Annotated in this window: 12 protein-coding genes and 2 pseudogenes; 3 read left to right on the top strand and 11 right to left on the bottom strand. The window is 58.5% G+C overall.

The genetic code is table 11. From position 1 onward, the window contains the following. Positions 1–33: 33 nt before the first annotated feature. Together AC1DYW_RS13350 and AC1DYW_RS13345 are read right to left on the bottom strand one after the other, a co-directional pair. A pseudogene (locus AC1DYW_RS13350) lies at positions 34–311 on the bottom strand (hypothetical protein). 467 nt (positions 312–778) lie between these two features. Beyond that, positions 779–1,216, bottom strand: coding sequence for a response regulator (locus tag AC1DYW_RS13345; protein WP_477226486.1), 438 nt, complete (start codon positions 1,214–1,216; stop codon positions 779–781). Positions 1,217–1,621: 405 nt separating this feature from the next. Here AC1DYW_RS13345 and AC1DYW_RS13340 point away from each other — a divergent pair, with 405 nt between their 5' ends. Further along, positions 1,622–1,915 (top strand): hypothetical protein, encoded by a 294-nt coding sequence (locus tag AC1DYW_RS13340; RefSeq protein WP_477226485.1) that lies wholly within the window; start codon positions 1,622–1,624, stop codon positions 1,913–1,915. A gap of 77 nt (positions 1,916–1,992) precedes the next feature. On the opposite strand, the gene AC1DYW_RS13335 is transcribed toward AC1DYW_RS13340, so the two are convergent. The 7 genes from AC1DYW_RS13335 to AC1DYW_RS13305 form a co-directional block, all read right to left on the bottom strand. Next, positions 1,993–4,068 carry a response regulator gene (locus AC1DYW_RS13335; protein WP_477226484.1) on the bottom strand — a complete coding sequence of 692 codons (2,076 nt, stop codon included), beginning with the start codon at positions 4,066–4,068 and terminating at the stop codon, positions 1,993–1,995. A 10-nt stretch (positions 4,069–4,078) separates the two neighbouring features. Continuing rightward, positions 4,079–9,784 carry a HAMP domain-containing protein gene (locus AC1DYW_RS13330; RefSeq protein ID WP_477227066.1) on the bottom strand — a complete coding sequence of 1,902 codons (5,706 nt, stop codon included), beginning with the start codon at positions 9,782–9,784 and terminating at the stop codon, positions 4,079–4,081. A gap of 198 nt (positions 9,785–9,982) precedes the next feature. After that, a complete protein-coding gene (locus AC1DYW_RS13325; RefSeq protein ID WP_477226483.1) occupies positions 9,983–10,984 on the bottom strand; it encodes a YihY/virulence factor BrkB family protein in 1,002 nt (333 codons plus the stop codon). A 122-nt stretch (positions 10,985–11,106) separates the two neighbouring features. Continuing rightward, the gene (locus AC1DYW_RS13320; RefSeq protein ID WP_477226482.1) at positions 11,107–12,195 is read right to left on the bottom strand and encodes a L,D-transpeptidase family protein; all 1,089 of its coding nucleotides are present in this window, start codon (positions 12,193–12,195) and stop codon (positions 11,107–11,109) included. After that, positions 12,192–12,623 (bottom strand): low affinity iron permease family protein, encoded by a 432-nt coding sequence (locus tag AC1DYW_RS13315; RefSeq protein WP_477226481.1) that lies wholly within the window; start codon positions 12,621–12,623, stop codon positions 12,192–12,194. The genes AC1DYW_RS13320 and AC1DYW_RS13315 overlap by 4 nt, the downstream gene beginning before the upstream one ends. 17 nt (positions 12,624–12,640) lie before the next feature. After that, complete coding sequence (locus AC1DYW_RS13310; protein WP_477226480.1) at positions 12,641–12,853, bottom strand: hypothetical protein; 213 nt, start codon at positions 12,851–12,853, stop codon at positions 12,641–12,643. A 338-nt stretch (positions 12,854–13,191) separates the two neighbouring features. Next, entirely contained in the window at positions 13,192–13,722 is a 531-nt protein-coding gene (locus AC1DYW_RS13305; RefSeq protein WP_477226479.1) for an inorganic diphosphatase, read from the bottom strand. Between the two features lie 113 nt (positions 13,723–13,835). On the opposite strand from AC1DYW_RS13305, the gene AC1DYW_RS13300 reads away from it, so the two are divergent. After that, a complete protein-coding gene (locus tag AC1DYW_RS13300; protein ID WP_477226478.1) occupies positions 13,836–14,045 on the top strand; it encodes a hypothetical protein in 210 nt (69 codons plus the stop codon). Between the two features lie 159 nt (positions 14,046–14,204). Here the strand turns inward: AC1DYW_RS13300 and AC1DYW_RS13295 are convergent. Next, positions 14,205–14,478: pseudogene (locus AC1DYW_RS13295) on the bottom strand (hypothetical protein). A gap of 354 nt (positions 14,479–14,832) precedes the next feature. Between AC1DYW_RS13295 and AC1DYW_RS13290 the strand changes: the two are divergent. Beyond that, complete coding sequence (locus AC1DYW_RS13290) at positions 14,833–15,024, top strand: hypothetical protein (protein WP_477226477.1); 192 nt, start codon at positions 14,833–14,835, stop codon at positions 15,022–15,024. A 162-nt stretch (positions 15,025–15,186) separates the two neighbouring features. On the opposite strand, the gene AC1DYW_RS13285 is transcribed toward AC1DYW_RS13290, so the two are convergent. Then, positions 15,187–15,870 carry a DUF1236 domain-containing protein gene (locus tag AC1DYW_RS13285; RefSeq protein ID WP_477226476.1) on the bottom strand — a complete coding sequence of 228 codons (684 nt, stop codon included), beginning with the start codon at positions 15,868–15,870 and terminating at the stop codon, positions 15,187–15,189. Positions 15,871–16,800 lie beyond the last annotated feature (930 nt).

The following is a 16,800-nucleotide window of genomic DNA, read 5'->3' as shown; positions in this document are numbered from 1 at the left end:
GGACCGCCCTCGCCTTCGACGTTCAACCCAGATTTAGCCGCCCATCATCTTTGCCATAGCGCAAAAATCTGCGTGCGACCTGTTGAGTGTGGTGTCGCCGCATCCTTCAACACCGCCTTCTGTTCGTCGGGTTTCATCGCCATCCATGCGGTCTTGAAATCCCTTCCGCCTTCAACGGTTTTCATGCCGGCATCGGTGAAGAACGGCGACATCTTTGCCGGATCGTCGAGCGCGGATGTGCTGCCAGCAAGAGCCGAACCAGTCATCATCGCAAGCGCCATCGCGCCCATTGTGAGCATCTTGATGTTCATTGTTTAGTTAGGTCATTGACCTTCCGGAAAAACATCATCTGCTGAAGCCGGTTCCCAGCGCCTGCGTCTTATGTTCCGCCCGATCAGGCTCAAGCTCCCGCAGAGGCGCGCCGGGCATTATCCCCAAAAGGTTGTATTCCGACAACTCTAGCGAGAACGCTATGCTCACTTCTCGGCGCCGCTTCCCTCAAAGCGCCGCCGGTAAAGGCTCGGCGCCCTCTGGTTTGTTCAGTGTCAAAAGAGGGGCGCCGGGTCGCGCCGACTGACGTCCTAGGCCGCGCTCCTTCGGTCAAGGCCCGCCGCCCACTTGCGAGCGCCGGGCCCACCCACCCGACCTACAGCAGGTGATGGAGGGCATCATCTGCCGCATCGAATAAACAATTAGAAGTATCTAATGTTCCAGCGTAGCTGATGATACATGCCGCAGTGCTGGGCCGGCCAGTCCGGTCCCGCTGCCCTGATGTGTTTCAGCCACTCCGAACTCCGCCGCGAGCCTTGCTCGAACTGACCAAGGCTGGGCTGTCGTCGACATCGCCTGCCAATGTGAGCGCGGACCGGACGGCCTCGATCAGAGCAGATGGCAGACAGGGCTTTGCAACCCACTCGCCCGTGAGGAATATCGGGTGATGGAAGCCAGAGTTGGCAACGCTTGCCGAATGGACGACGAACGGAACGTTGCGACTGTAGAGCAACTGGGCGATTTCTATGCAATCGCCATCCTGCAGCTCGATGTCCATGACCACCACATCTGGTGAATGAGCACGAAACCAGCCGAGCGCGGCCCTGTTAGATGAAAAAGTGGCTGCGACCTGGAAGCCTGCGTCGCGCAAATGGTCTTCGAGATCCACCGCAACCAGCGCTTCGTCCTCCAAGATGACAACCGCTGCAGCCGTCCGGCCGTCCATGGCTTGGCCCTCCGTGGATTTGCCAGGAACATTTTAACATTTCTTGGAGGGTTCGCTACTTCTGTACGGAATCGTACGCTCGGCTTGGACCTGCGCATGTTAATCACGTGGCGGTCTGGGTTGAGGTTGCCCCCTTCGAGCGGTGCTCCTTCTCCACGTCGAAATTTAAATGTCGGCTGGCATGAGAGGTGGCCCGCTGCCAGGGCACGGCAACGGGCCTTTGACACAAGCCGGACAAGGATTTCTGAGACGGGCATCCGACCGGCATTTTCAACGAGGGATGCAAAATTTTGTTCCCGCGCCGTTTGCATAAATTAGCACGCGCTTGACTAAGCCTTGGACATGGTGCGGGGAATTGCATTGGAGATTTGGTGGCTGTGACAGCCACCGTGCGAAGGCGGGTCAATGACGACCACCGTCAGCGTCTCGATTCCGTCCTACGATTTTCCGCACTCGATCCGAGATTCATCCAAGGTCAAACGCGGCCAGCAGCTAGAGTTGACTGGTGAGGTCATGCGCATCGATGACAAGACCGTGACGATCGCCCTGGGGCCGCTGGTGACAGTCGCCATCGACAAGGCGCGGCTGGCAGAGAGGCAAAATCTCTGTTATTTGGGTAGGTGGAACAGCCATTGTCGTCTGGCGTTCGTCGCGGTCGTGTCCGTGGACTACATGAGCAACAGACGGAAGCCACACTGAAGCACTAGCGCTTCTTAGGGTTTCGGCGTGATCTCCTCGATCCGCACCTTGTCGCCAATCTCCCTTACTGGGCTCCTCTACCCAGCGTTGATCGCCTTGGAGCTGGCATGGGCGATAACGTGGAAGATGCTCTCAATGAGATCCTTTTCGCGGAATGGCTTGCTTAGCAGCGGGACGTCCGACGGACGATCGGCAATCGCGCTCGCATCAGCGTATCCGGTTATGATTACCGCTGGCCAATCCGAGCGGAGATTGCGCGCAAACCGAATGACCTCCACTCCGGATACCAGTGGCATAGCGAAGTCTGTGACGATTACGTCGAAATCATGTGGCGTCCGTTCAATAGCCGCCAGCGCCTCGGCGCCCCCTGCTGCACAGGTCACGGAGAAACCCCGCTGCCGCAACGATTCAGCTGTCAGATGCCGAAGTGCGCTGCTGTCGTCAATCAGAAGGATCGAAGGGCGTTCGTTGCCCGCATAGACCAGAATTGGCTCTTTCGCGGATTCAACCACATCGCGGGCAGGCTGCTCGACCGAACGTGGCAACCACAGCTCCATGGCAGTTCCGCGTCCAACAACACTGTCTATGCGCAGCGAACCGCCGGACTGCTTCATGAAACCGTAAACCGTGCTGAGCCCTAAGCCCGTGCCTTTGCCGACTGGCTTTGTGGTAAAGAATGGTTCGACCACCTTGGCTAAAATATCCGGCGCGATGCCGGCACCGGTGTCCCTGACAGCGATAACCACATAGTCACCAGGCGCCAGGTCTTCTGATGCCGTCGTAATCGTCCTATTTTGCGCGTGCACGCTAATTGTTCCACCCGATGGCATGGCGTCGCGTGCGTTGAAAACCAAATTCATCAAGGCGAGTTCAAGCTGCCCGGCATCGACAAGAACCGGCCAAACCGCATCATCGATCCGCCAGTCGAAGCGGATTAGCCCTCCCAGGACCGGAGCGACCAACCCGTTCATGGTGTCGCCAAGCGCTGCAAGCCGCACGGCTTCCGGCTTCAGGGTTTGACGCCGCGAGAAGGCGAGCATTCGCGTAACAAGGTCAGCACCTTGTTTTGCAGAACGCCGCATCAGGTCGAGAACCTGTTGTGACTGATCATCCAACGTCCCTTGACGTTCTAGCAGTCCCAATCCGCTGAGAATTGCGGCGAGCAGATTGTTGAAATCATGAGCCAAGCCGCCCGTTAGCTTGCCGATTGCGTCAAGACGCTGTGATTGTAGCAGCTGATTTTCAAGGCCGCGCCGCTCGGTAAGATCAAGCAACGTGCCCCGTATCTCCGGGTCGCGGCCATCAGAGCCGTTCGACATCACACCTTGATCAAGAAAGATGCGATACTCACCATTGGCGCATTGCCAGCGGAATTCGCACGTATAGGAGCCGGTGATTTTTGCCTCGCGAAGTGCCTGTTTCAATCTTGGTAGATCGTCGGGGTGGACCCGGCTGAGGCCGAAGGCCGGATCGGCGGTCAGATCTTCGGCCGAAAACCCGGTCAGGCGCTCGACACCATTGGTCACAAAGCGCGTCGCGAAGGGTGGCTCGGCTGCACGCGCATGGAAGCAGACAGGCAGCGAACTCAAGATAGTATCCTGCCGTTCCTCCGCGCTGCGCAGAGCCCGCTCGGCCTGGAGCTTTTCCTTCTGCGACTGCAGCGCCTGCGCAAGCAGCCCTTGTTCGACCGCCGCCTTTCGCTGGATCTCCAGTGTCTTTTCGTGAAGCTCGACGAAAACCGCGACTTTCGAACGCAGCATTATCGGATCGAATGGCTTGAACACGTAGTCGACCGCGCCGGCATCGTAGCCGCGCAGCATATGGGCGTCCTCTTTGTTGATAGCGGTGAGAAAGATGATTGGCGTGCGCTTGGATTGCTCGCGCTTGCGGATAAGCGCGGCCGTTTCATAGCCGTCTATTCCCGGCATAAGCACATCCAGCAGGATGACAGCGAAGTCCTCCTTCAGTAGAAAGCGCAGGGCCTCTTCGCCGGATTGGGCGCAGATGACGTCCCCGGTTGTAGCGAGAACTTCGCTGATCGCCAGCAGATTGCGTTCATCGTCGTCCACGGCAAGGATGCGTGCTTTTGCGGGCCGTTCGGCCAGTTGCAACGCCTCAAGTTTTCTGACCCTGTTTCTGGGAAGCTTTTGCATGGACCGGCCGTCAGTTCGCTGCCATGAGCATTTTTTCCGGAGTCTCGGTGCGTGACCGAGAACGACCGATCCAGACGCGAAGCAATGCCAGCAGCAGGTCAAGATCGACCGGCTTGGCGATATAATCGGAAGCACCGGCGTCCAAGCATTTTTGCCGATCGCCCTTCATCGCCTTGGCGGTAACCGAAATGAGCGGGATGTGGGCAATCGACGGCGTTCCTCGTATGCGCCGCATCGTCTCGTAGCCGTCCATCTCCGGCATCATGATATCGATCAATGCCGCGTCGACGTCGGGGGTCTGTTCCAGAAGCGCAATGCCGTCACGGCCCCGCTCAGCGTGCATAACCTGTATGTCGTAGGTCTCCAGGACGCTGGTGAGCGAGTAGATGTTGCGGATATCGTCGTCGACGATGAGAACCTTCGCCCCCGCCAGATCGGACTTGCCGTTCTGTTCGGTTGCGCCCTCTTCGCGTCCTTCTCCCGGGAGTGTTGCCGACATATGAAGCGAGAGCTGGGCAAAATTTTCGGCCCGGGGCGCATTCGCAAAAGCCGGGTTCAATGCCAGCACCTGTTCAAGCGCATCCGGATGAGGGGCAAAGAACAACAACTGCGGTAGGCCGTCGCCGAATTGGCCAGTAACCTCGTCCAGCGTTTGTGCGTTGTCCTTGGCAGAGCGCCCAAAGCCAAGCACGATAGCGTCATACGAGGCCACGCCAACGTCGTCCGCATTTGCCGCGAGACGACCGACCGCAGTGACGGAGGTCACGCCGTCGCGGATCGCTTCGACAAGCGATAACCGGCGATCCGGATCGGCATCTGCGACCAGCACGCGGCGCTGGATACGAAGCTTCTTGGAATGGATGTCCTGGAACACCTTGATTAGTTCATCAGAGGACACCGGCTTGGTTGAAATGCTGGACGCTCCCTTGCGCGCAAGACTTTCGATGTCTTCCGCACCTGAAATGACGTGGACGGGAATTCCCTTGGTCTTCTGGTCATGACGCAACAGATCGAAAAGCACCCACCCGTCGATGTCCGAAAGCCCGAGATCAAGCGTAATTGCGTCGGGAACGAGCTTACGGGCCAGTGCAAGAGTGCCGGAGCCCGCGTTCGACAAGACGCCTTTCAACTCGGCCGCGCGTGCGAGACCAAGCAGCAACCCTCCAAAGGTCGGATCGTCTTCGACGATCAGCACAACCCGGTCGGTCGGAGATATGGAATCGCGGTCGTCGATCAGCTCTGCTGAAGGCTGACTGCCAAGCGATGCCGACACTGCGACGGCGTCCGTCGGAGGAAGCAGGGCTGATTGCGCCGCCGCCACCCGGGGACCAGCGAATGGGATGACGAGAGTAAACGTCGACCCTTTGCCCGGTGTGCTTTCGACCCGCAGTTCGCCGCCAAGTAAGCGTGCGATCTCCCTGCTGATCGAGAGCCCGAGCCCAGTACCGCCATATTTGCGGCTGGTGGTGCCGTCGGCTTGCTGGAAGGCCTCGAAAATTAGCTTCTGCTTGTCTTCCGGAATACCGATGCCGGTATCGGTCACAGCGATCGCGAGCGCCTTCGCCGGGTGCGCGGCGCTGTTGCGCCGCCCGGTCTTCTCAACCCGGAAATTCAGACTGACTTCACCCTCCGAGGTGAACTTGAATGCGTTCGAAAGCAGATTGAGGACAATCTGCTGCAGTCGCTTCTCGTCCGTGCGAACGGTATCGGGAAGTGCCGGGTCGACCTTGATGGTGAAGCCGAGGCCTTTGTCGGCCGCAAGCTGACGAAACGTGCGTTCCATATGCTGGCGCAGATGCGACACCGGCATATCGTTGATATCGATCGAAACCGTACCAGACTCGATCTTCGACAGATCGAGGATGTCGTTGATGAGGCTGAGAAGGTCGGTTCCGGCAGAGTTGATAGTGCGTGCGAACTCGACCTGCTTTTCGTTGAGATTGCCCTGCTGGTTGGTCGCAAGCAGGTTTGAGAGAATGAGCAGCGAGTTGAGCGGTGTGCGCAGTTCATGGCTCATGTTGGCCAGGAACTCGGATTTGTACTTGGACGTAAGCGCCAACTGCTCGGCCTTCTCCTCCAATGCGCGTCGCGCCATCTCGATTTCGAGATTCTTGTTTTCCACCTGCTTCTTTTCGTTTTCGAGCAGCTGCGCCTTTTCCTGCAGCTCCTCGTTCGTCGCATGCAGCTCTTCCTGCTTCTTGGTCAGTTCCGTCTGACGCGCTTGCAATTCCGAAGTCAGCAGCTGCGACTGCTTGAGCAGGCCCTCGGTGCGCATCGTTGCGGCAATGGTGTTGAGAACGATGCCAACGGACTCCATCAGCTGATTGAGGAACGACTGATGCGTGTCGCGGAATTCGCCGAACGAGGCAAGTTCGATGACGGCTTTCACCTCGTCCTCGAACAAGGCGGGGAGGATGATGACGTTGGCAGGCGATGCGCTGCCGAGACCAGAGGTGACGCGCAGGAATTCAGGCGGCACATTGTCCAGCATGATGGCACGCTTGTCGGCAGCACTTTGCCCGACCAGACCCTCGCGCAGATCGAGGCGCTGCTTGATGGACGCCTTGCTTTCGGCACCATAAGACGCCGCCAGCTCGAGATAGGATTCCTCCTCGTCTCGATTGGTTACATAGAACACCCCGTATTGCGCGTTCACCAGAGGAGCGAGCTCGGACATGATCAGCCGCGAAACGGTCGCAAGGTCGCGCTCGCCTTGCAGCATTCGCGAAAACCGGGCGAGATTGGTCTTCAACCAATCCTGCTCGGCATTTTTCAGCGTCTGATCCTTCAGGTTGCGGATCATTTCGTTGATGTTGTCTTTGAGGGCGGCGACTTCGCCGGAGGCTTCGACGCTAATCGAGCGGGTCAGATCGCCCTTCGTGACGGCCGTTGAAACCTCAGCGATGGCGCGCACCTGGGTGGTCAGATTTGCGGCGAGCTGGTTGACGTTGTCGGTCAGATCGCGCCAGAGGCCGGCCGCTCCCGGCACGCGCGCCTGTCCGCCGAGCTTGCCCTCAATACCCACCTCACGAGCCACGTTGGTCACCTGGTCGGCAAAGGTGGCCAGTGTTTCGATCATCCCGTTGATGGTGTCGGCCAGAGAGGCGATTTCACCTTTGGCGTCCACTGTCAGCTTGCGCTTGAGATTGCCCTGCGCCACCGCCGTCACGACGTCGGCGATGCCACGCACCTGATTGGTCAGGTTCGTCGCCATCAGATTGACGTTGTCGGTCAGGTCTTTCCAAGTGCCGGCGACACCTTCGACACGAGCCTGACCGCCAAGCTTGCCTTCGGTGCCTACCTCACGCGCGACCCGGGTCACCTCGCCGGCGAAGGAGTTGAGCTGGTCCACCATGGTGTTGATGGTCGACTTCAGCTCAAGGATTTCGCCCTTCACGTCGACCGTGATCTTCTTCGACAGATCACCGCGTGCGACGGCGGTCGTCACTTCGGCGATGTTGCGCACCTGACCAGTCAGATTCTCGGCCATGGAGTTCACATTGTCGGTAAGGTCCTTCCACGTCCCGGCAACGCCGCGCACCTGCGCCTGACCGCCGAGCTTGCCTTCGGTCCCAACCTCACGCGCCACGCGCGTCACTTCGCCCGCGAAAGAGTTGAGCTGGTCGACCATGGTGTTGATGGTCGATTTCAGCTCGAGGATTTCGCCCTTCACGTCGACCGTGATCTTCTTCGACAGATCGCCTAGCGCCACCGCGGTCGTGACCTCGGCGATGTTACGCACCTGGCCGGTCAGATTGGCGGCCATGGCATTGACGTTGTCAGTCAGGTCCTTCCAGGTGCCGGCAACCCCGCGCACCTGTGCCTGACCGCCCAGCTTGCCGTCGGACCCGACCTCGCGGGCGACGCGTGTCACTTCCGACGCGAAAGAATTCAACTGGTCGACCATCGTGTTGATGACGTCCTTGATCTGCAAAATCTCGCCCAAGGCATCAACAGTGATCTTCTGTGTCAGGTCGCCCGTCGCGATGGCTGTCGCCACCTTCGACACGTCGCGCAATTGTACGGTCAGATTGCCGGCCATCGCATTGACGTTGTCGGTCAAGTCCTTCCAGGTGCCGCCAACGCCTTCGACATGAGCCTGTCCACCAAGCTTGCCTTCCGACCCCACTTCGCGGGCGACGCGCGTGACTTCCGAGGCGAAGGAATTCAACTGATCGACCATCGTGTTGACAGTGTCTTTGAGCTCCAGGATCTCGCCTTTGACGTCGACGGTGATCTTCTTTGACAGGTCTCCACGAGCGACCGCCGTCGTCACCTCGGCGATGTTGCGCACCTGCCCGGTCAGGTTCGCGGCCATCAGATTGACGTTGTCGGTCAGATCCTTCCAAGTGCCGCCGACGCCCCTCACCTCGGCTTGGCCGCCGAGCTTGCCTTCGGTGCCGACCTCGCGCGCCACGCGGGTGACCTCCGAGGCAAACGAGTTCAGCTGATCGACCATCGTGTTGATGGTGTCCTTAAGCTCAAGGATTTCGCCTTGTACCGCCACGGTGATCTTCTTCGACAGATCGCCCGAAGCGACCGCCGTCGTCACCTCGGCAATGTTGCGCACCTGACCGGTCAGATTCTCAGCCATGGAGTTGACGTTGTCGGTGAGGTCCTTCCACGTGCCAGCGACGCCGCGCACTTGTGCCTGACCGCCGAGCTTACCCTCGGTCCCAACCTCACGCGCCACGCGGGTCACTTCGCCAGCAAACGAGTTGAGCTGGTCAACCATGGTGTTGATGGTCGATTTCAGCTCAAGGATTTCGCCCTTCACATCGACCGTGATCTTCTTCGAGAGATCGCCCAGCGCCACCGCGGTCGTGACCTCGGCGATGTTACGCACCTGGCCCGTCAAGTTTTCGGCCATAGAATTCACATTGTCGGTCAGATCCTTCCATGTCCCGCCGACGCCCTCGACGCGCGCCTGGCCACCGAGCTTGCCTTCTGTGCCGACCTCGCGAGCCACGCGCGTTACTTCCGACGCGAAGGAATTGAGCTGGTCCACCATCGTGTTGATGGTGTTCTTCAACTCGAGGATCTCGCCCTTAACGTCGACGGTAATCTTCTTCGAGAGATCGCCCGAGGCAACCGCGGTGGTGACCTCTGCGATGTTGCGAACCTGTCCGGTCAGGTTGGTCGCCATTGCGTTGACGTTGTCCGTAAGATCTTTCCACGTCCCGGCAACGCCTTTCACGCGCGCCTGGCCGCCAAGCTTGCCTTCGGTGCCGACCTCGCGTGCGACGCGTGTCACTTCCGAGGCGAAGGAGGCCAGCTGGCCGACCATGGTGTTGACGATCTTGCCGATGCGCAGGAATTCACCGCGCAGCGGTCGGCCGTCGATTTCGACCATCATTGTTTGGGAAAGGTCCCCCTTAGCGACCGCGCCGATGACGCGGGCAACCTCGGCTGTCGGCTGAACCATGTCCTCGATCAGATCGTTGACCGACCTGACGCTGGACTCCCAACTCCCAGTGGCGTTTCGAACGCGACCGCGCTCGCCTATCCGCCCATCCTTGCCGACGACCCTGCTGAGCCGCTCGAACTCACGCGTCACCTGATCGTTGAGATCAACAATTTCATTGAAAGTCTCTGCGATCTCGGAATCCAGACCTTCGTAAACGTTGTCCATGCGAATTGAGAAGTCGCCGCGCCGAAAGGCTTTCAGAGAATTCAATATGCTTCGACGGTCCAACTGCTTTTTGGATGCCTGCACGGTCACAGCGCCACTCCCAGCCTTGGTGGATTCTATGTTGGATGAAAATGCCCCCGCGGCGAGATGGTGCACCCCGCCGCAACGCCGAAAACGTACCAGTCTGGATATGGTTCCATGTTGGTTGTCAGGCTTCGAGCTTTCGATGCTGAGCCGTCAGCAGCCTGCGCTGTCCCGACGTGAGTCATCGGCTTCATCACGTCACGGACGGCCAAGGACAAGCAAAAGCGCGGTCATCGTTGCGCTGGCGCACGCAACCGCTATCAGCGCTACAACGCCACCGGAGTTGGATTTTCGCTTCGCGCGAAAGGGAACCTCTGTTGTGGGCGAAGCACTGTGAACCAGAGCGTCCAGATCGGACCGGCTGCCGTGTCGAACGGAATAGGCGCGAGTGAATTCGGCTCCGAGAAGAAAGATCTCCGATGAGTAGTAAACCCAGAGGAGGATGACGAGCAGTCCACCGGCGGCACCATATGAGGATGCGATCGCACTGGTGCCGATATACCAGCCGATAAGTGACTTTCCGAGCGTGAACAGAGCAGCGGTCACAACAGCACCAATGGCTACATCGCGCCATTCTAGGGTCCGATCGGGTAACACTTTGTAAATTGCGGCGAACAACGCCGAGATCAGGAAAAACGAAACGATGGCGTTAATCACGCCGAGTACGATGGTTCCAAACGGCAGATAGGCATTGATAAAATTGCCCAAAGCCGAAATGGCGGCACTTGCAATAAGAGAAACCAGCAACAGGAAGCCGAGCGCGGCCACCAAGCCCAGACTGGCGGCGCGGGCCCGCATCAGACGCGACAAGGAACTGCCTTGCGACTCGACCTTCCAAATTGTGTTCAGCGATTGCTGCATTTCGCCAAAGACGCCAGACGCGGCCACCAACAAGGTGACTAGCCCGATTACTGTAGCCCAGGTGCCGTACAGCTTGCTCGATGCACTCTCCAGCGCGGTCTGAAGGAGATCGGCGCTTTCTGGCCCCATCAGTCCTGAGATTTGGGCAGACAAGGCCACTTGTGCGGCATCATGACCGAAAGCGAGACCCGCGATAGCGACCACAATCAGCAGGATCGGCGCCAGCGACGTGGCGGCATAAAAAGCCATCGCAGCACCATGACTAAGAGCATTGTCGTTGATGAAGCCGACTACGCTTTCTCGCACCAATTGCCACACATTTGCGAACGAGGGCTTCACTTTAAGTCCGTAGCCAGGTGAGTTATAGCGTCATTAGAATGCGCCAGAACTCCCGATGTTCCGAACGGGTCGCGCCATTGGGTGCGACCGCTAAAATGCGCAAAGCCAGGAGGTGCTCTGGCTTAATCGGCTGGCTTTTCAACAGTATCCTGCATATCGCCCTTGAAGTTAACTTTCGTGCGTTTCTGCACCATAGACGCGAGGTCTTCGGCATCCCAATTGGTCAGCCGAATGCACCCATGCGAAAAAGTTTTGCCGATCTTGCCTGGTTCGGGCGTGCCGTGAATACCGTAGCTCTCGATTGAGAGGTCGATCCAGATCGACCCCACGGGATTATTCGGGCCGGCAGCGATGGCAAAAGGTCGCTTAGTCTTGACCCCCTTGAAAGCGAAGTCCGGATCATAGTGATAGGTAGGGTTGTGCACCACACGTTTGACCTCCGCCGTGCCGCTCGGCGCCGGCTTCTCGCTGCTTCCGATTGATGCGGGGTAAACGGCTATCAATTTGCCGGCTGGATCGAGCACGCGCACCAGGCGAGCGTCCTTGTCCACCTCAACGCTGATAACGGCAACAGGAGGACCGCCCCGGCCGACATCGGGTACCGTCAAGATCACGCCGGCCCTTCCGAAGCCGGCGCGGGGATTGAGCCTTCTCAGCAATTGTTCGCTAATATGGAAGCGTTCCGCCAGCTTCTCTACCGCGTTGCGATAGCCCAGCCGCGGCAGACCGGCCATCCTCTCCATGCGGGCCGGAATCCGCCTGGTAAAGGGCCCGCGTACATCCTTGGGTGTCAATTCGTTGGTCACCAGGACGGGGTTGGCGGAGGTCGCCATCAGCTTGTTCCAAGTCTCCAGGGAGAGCTTGCCATCGGAGGGAAATCCGTTAGCGGCCTGAAAGGCGCCAACCGCCTTGGCGAAGTTCTCTGAAAGCTTGCCGTCGATCTGGCCCGGCGAGAAGCGCGCGCGATCCAAAAGAACCTGCGCCTTGAGGACGGTCGGATCAATGCCCTTCGGTTCGCCGGTGCCGAATTGGGCCTGATTGACGACGGTTGGCGTCAGTTTGGCCGCCTCTGTTTGGCCGCATGCTAGGATGAGTGCGGCGGCAACGACGAAAAGGAGCCTGCACAGCGAGTCAATTCCGGGACTGGCCTGGAACGTCCTTCCATGACGTGGAACGGCCCCTCTGGTTCTGATCGCAAACCGCTGCTTCATCGGAATATCCTGTGGAGGCCCGCTATGTGGGTCTGACGAGCCCCACTGCGTGTTGCACTGTGGGCGGGACTGCTTGTTGCTGCCGTCATGCGGGCCTCATTGATCTGGGCAGCTTCTTCTTCGAGCATCACAAGCTTTTCCCAGATCTCCTCCGGGTCGGCATGTTCCAACCCGACAAGGTCGTTTCGGGTTTCGTCAAGTGCAATGATGATCTCATTGAGTTTGGCGTGAATGGCGGCAGTGTCGCGATAGCCCTGCATAAGGACAACACCAGTGATTGCGATGGCCGCAACCGAAAGGGCGTATGTAACCATATTTGTCATGCCAAAAGGTACAAGCGCCGTGCAAAGCACCATGGCTATGAGCATCAGATAGAAACCTGGAGGCCGCGAAAGGAAATCGGCTGCGACGAAAAGGAAGCGGTTCACTCTAATCGGGCTATTTATCATAACCTGGCCGAGGCGAAGACAGCGAACAGCGCGGTGACCGCCACGCAAATAGGCACAGCTAGAAGTAATCCCGCCTCAAGCAACCGGGTCTTCTTGTCGCTGACCGCTTCGCTGAAGATAGAGGGCTCGCACGCTTCAACAAAGAGAGGCGAGCGAACCCAATCGGCGCAGGAAGGGACATAGCTGCGACGATCTGGAAATTTAGCCAAGAAATATTCCGATCGCGAGAAAGGTGACGGCGGCCGCGAATACCGGAGCGAGCAACCAACCGCCTGAACAACACTTCTATCCACCTGATTTCTCCGAACTTTTCCGGAGAAACAACATCCCTGAAGGCAGGCCTGTTCCACGCAACGTCACGGGTAAGACCATTGCGTCTTTTGGTGGGACTTTAGCCCCATGCCTCGGCGTGTAAGCAAAGCGATTAGGCGATGGCCTTTCGTTCGGCTCATCTTCAGCGAGAGATCGAGATGGATCCGCAACCTCAGTCCGGCGCAGCGATGAGTCGAAACTCCTGCCGAGACGCTCAAGGTCGCGCCATGACACCTCAATGACTCGCTGCGAAAGCATTCATTCCTTTTTTGATTGCCCTCCGAGCTTCCGCACCGTTCTGCCACCCCTTGAACTTTATGGTCTTGCCGGTTCCAACCACGGACGAGTGAAAGAACAGCTCGATCTCGCGCCGCAAGTCATCGGGGACATGATCCGCCGCCGGCTCGGCGGGAGCATCTTCTTTGTGGGGACACAAGACATAGCGGTCGTTGCGCAGGACCTTCCCGCCCTCGTCTTTTTGCTTGACCCGCAAGGCGCCCAGCAGATCGCATTTGATCACAACGCCAGGCGCGGTCGATGCCTGATGGATCACAAGCCCATCCAGAGGGTCACCGTCTTCGCCCAACGTAGAGGGAATGAAACCCCAGTCATAGGGATATGTCATTCCGACCGGTAGGGGCCGGACGTAGCCAAACACCTGCGTTCCCGGATCGAACGCAAGCTTCGCCGCGGCGCCGCGTGGGGTTTCGATCACTACGCGAATGAGGCCTTTGGTGGTCGTCGGGAGCTTCAGGTAGTTGGGCATCGAGACGCCTCTCTTTCGGGTTGACTATCTGTCCGTCGCCAATCGCTCGGGCACGCGATGGAACTTCAGAGCGCACGGAATGTTCCGAAGAGCCGACTAAGGAGAGGTCCGATATGACAAAAGCTTCTTTGCACATGCTGAAGGGAGTGGGTTATCTCATCTCGACGACGAGCGTCATCATGCTCGCTATCGTAAGCTGGTCGAGCGCTTCGAAAAGCGATGTGCTCACAGCCTGCCTGGTTGGCGGCGCAGTCTTATCGATCCTCGGCATGTTCTGCCGTTGGATAACATATGAAATTGAGAAGCGCCGAGAGAAGAACTAGCCGGCGGATGGGTGGCTGGCGCGTTCTGGATATCCGCAGTTTCGGCGACGCCTGACCTGGAGGATGTGGGCGGCTGCGGGCAACCTCCCCGCCATGGCGCTCGCCTGCAATTGGTCGAAGGCGGGCTCGGTGCGCTCGCCTTCGACCTTCGACCTAAATTCAGCCGCCCATCTTCTTTGCCATAGCGCAGAAATCTGCGTGCGACTTGTTGAGTGTGGTGTCGCCGCAGTCCTTCAACACCGCCTTCTGTTCGTCGGGTTTCATCGCCATCCATGCGGTCTTGAAATCCCCTTCCGTCCTCAAGGTTTTCATGCCGGCATCGGTGAAGAACGGCGACATCTTTGCCGGGTCGTCAAGTGCGGATGTCGGCAAGAGCCGAACCAGACATCATTGCAAGCGCCATCGCGCCCATTGTGAGCATCTTGATGTTCATTGTTTCCTCCGTCGTTAGGTCATTCGTCTTGACCTTTCGGAAAAACGTCATCTGCTGAACTCGGTTCCCAGTGCATGCATCTTATGTTCACCGCACGGCGCAACCTCCCGTCGGGGGATCGTCCAAAAGGTTGTATTCCGACAACTCTGGCGAGAACGCTATGGTCGCTTCTCGGCGTCGTTTCCCTCAAAGCGCCGCCGGTAGGCTCGGCGCCCTCTGGTTTATTCAGTGTCAAGGTAGGGCGCCGGGCTGGCCGCACCGGTCGGCCCTTTGCAACAACATTTGATATTGAAATTCGTCTCGGATGAGCTTTATAAAAATGGACGTTCCCCATTGCTTTCTAGGGAGGCTGCGATGGATAGCGTGACGACGAACGGCAAGGTTTGCGCTTGCGTTGAAGTGGTCGAAGCCTGCGGAGAATGGTTCGTCCGCGTGGTCGATGGCGACGAAGAACTTACCCGATCATTCGAGCTGGAATCTTTCGCTCTCGCCTATGCAGAGGGCCAGCGGCTACGCTTAGGGCTTGCCGCATTCAAACGGATCTAGGCAGCTGCGGGTTCGAGCCGGGGGCTTTTTGCCGCGCCGGAATCTGCTTTCATGACGCGAAAGCCATTCTCCGTTCGCCCATAGTTGATTCATCGGTAGATTTTCATGGAAACGCCCGCCACCTGGATGTGGCGGGCCATTGGAGCGTTGGCCATAAAGTAGTCAGGTCAGGATAAGCACGATCTTCAACGTGTCTGGATCGACTATGATGATCCGACCGTCGGCCAATACGAAATACTCGTAGCTTTCATAGGCTGGTACGATCTTGACGATCCGCGCGGGCAGACGATGCAGCCGGATCTTGTGCCGGGGAACCTCGACGCCGACCGAGATGTCGAAATCGACATTGGACACCGGCTCGACGCGGGTCTCCTTGATGACCTGGGTGATCTGGGTTTTCTGTTCGACCGTCACATTGCTGATGGAAGCAGTTGACCCCTGATCAGTCTGTGTCGAGGTCTTGCCCTGGGCCTGCTCGTCGGTCTGGGCCTTGGCCTTCCCTTGAGCCTGCTGGTCCGTCTGGACCTTGGCCTTTCCCTGAGCCTGCTGGTCGGTCTGGATCTTGGTCTTGCCCTTGGCCTGCTGATCGGTCGCACCTGCCTTGCCCTGGGCCTGTTCGTCGGTCTTGAGCTTAGGCTTGCCTTGAGCCTGCTCATCCGTCTGGACCTTCGCCTTGCCTTGGGCCTGGTCGCCCATCTTCATCTTCGAGCCCTTTTGACAGTCTGCTGCGCCGGCCGCGCAATTGGCGTCGCCGCCCGACTGAGTTTCAGCCGGCTGTGTCTGAGCAACTGCGACACCGCATCCGATGCTGAGCGCGAGCATGCTGGTAATCAGAATATGCTTCATTGGAGGTCTCCTCGAAAGCATCAGTCCCTTCGCGGGGGTAAACCTCGACGAAAAAACTTAGTTCCAGGCGAAGGCAAAAGCCACAGGCAGAGACTTCTCGGAACAAGCTGAATAGAGTGCAGGCTGACCTTAGAGGACCGCTGCCGACAATAGCAGAACGAGGCCGATCCCCATCATCAGCAGGCCAGGCCAGTTTTGCGACGGGCCAAGGAATCCGAGACCGCGCCGACGCGGCTCAAGTGTCGGACCTGGGGTTGCGAGACTTGGCTTTGGGCGATCAGGCCTAGCAGCAGAAGGCACGGGATCGCTTAGTCGTCCGCGCCATAAGACCGCGCCGGCCATGTACACAATGCCAGCGACAGTAAGCAACGCTCCAACGATGATAACGGCCATTTCGAGAGAACGGTTGAAGATCCCCAGCGGTTCCACCAAAAAGCCAGGCCCAACAGGCGCCGGCCATCTTCGACGCGAGCGCCTTTTTCTTGTCTTTGGTGGCAAGCGCGGTGCGGCAATGCGGTTTCTCGAAAATGCTGACGAGATAGGTCGCGAGAGGCTTGTCAGACATCGCCCGGCGCGCTCACCTCAGCATCCACCAAACGATTGCGGAACACAGCAAAACCACGAGCGCGGCACACGTGATCAATATACCGCTTCGCGTTTGCCACCTTGGCGGCTTAGCCGGCACAAGCCTGAACTGCTGCGCATGCTCCGTAGCGATTTTCAGCAGGGATAAAGCAGTTTCGTGCGGCGTCCACCCCTGCGCTTCCGAGGCCGTCACCAGCGCTGCGAATGCGGCTTCCAAGGCGACTTCACAGTTGGCCTTCCGGTCTGGGCTATCCTTTGGCAGTATAGGCGGTTCGACGGCTCGGGACATGCAGACAAATCGGCTCGCCGATGAAAGGTTCCCGCGTTTAAGGCCTTCACTTTCGA

The sequence above is a fragment of the Mesorhizobium sp. P2_D5 genome (assembly GCF_056404355.1).
Note: the sequence above shows the minus strand (reverse complement) of the source record. Positions and strands in the feature narration are given on the sequence as shown.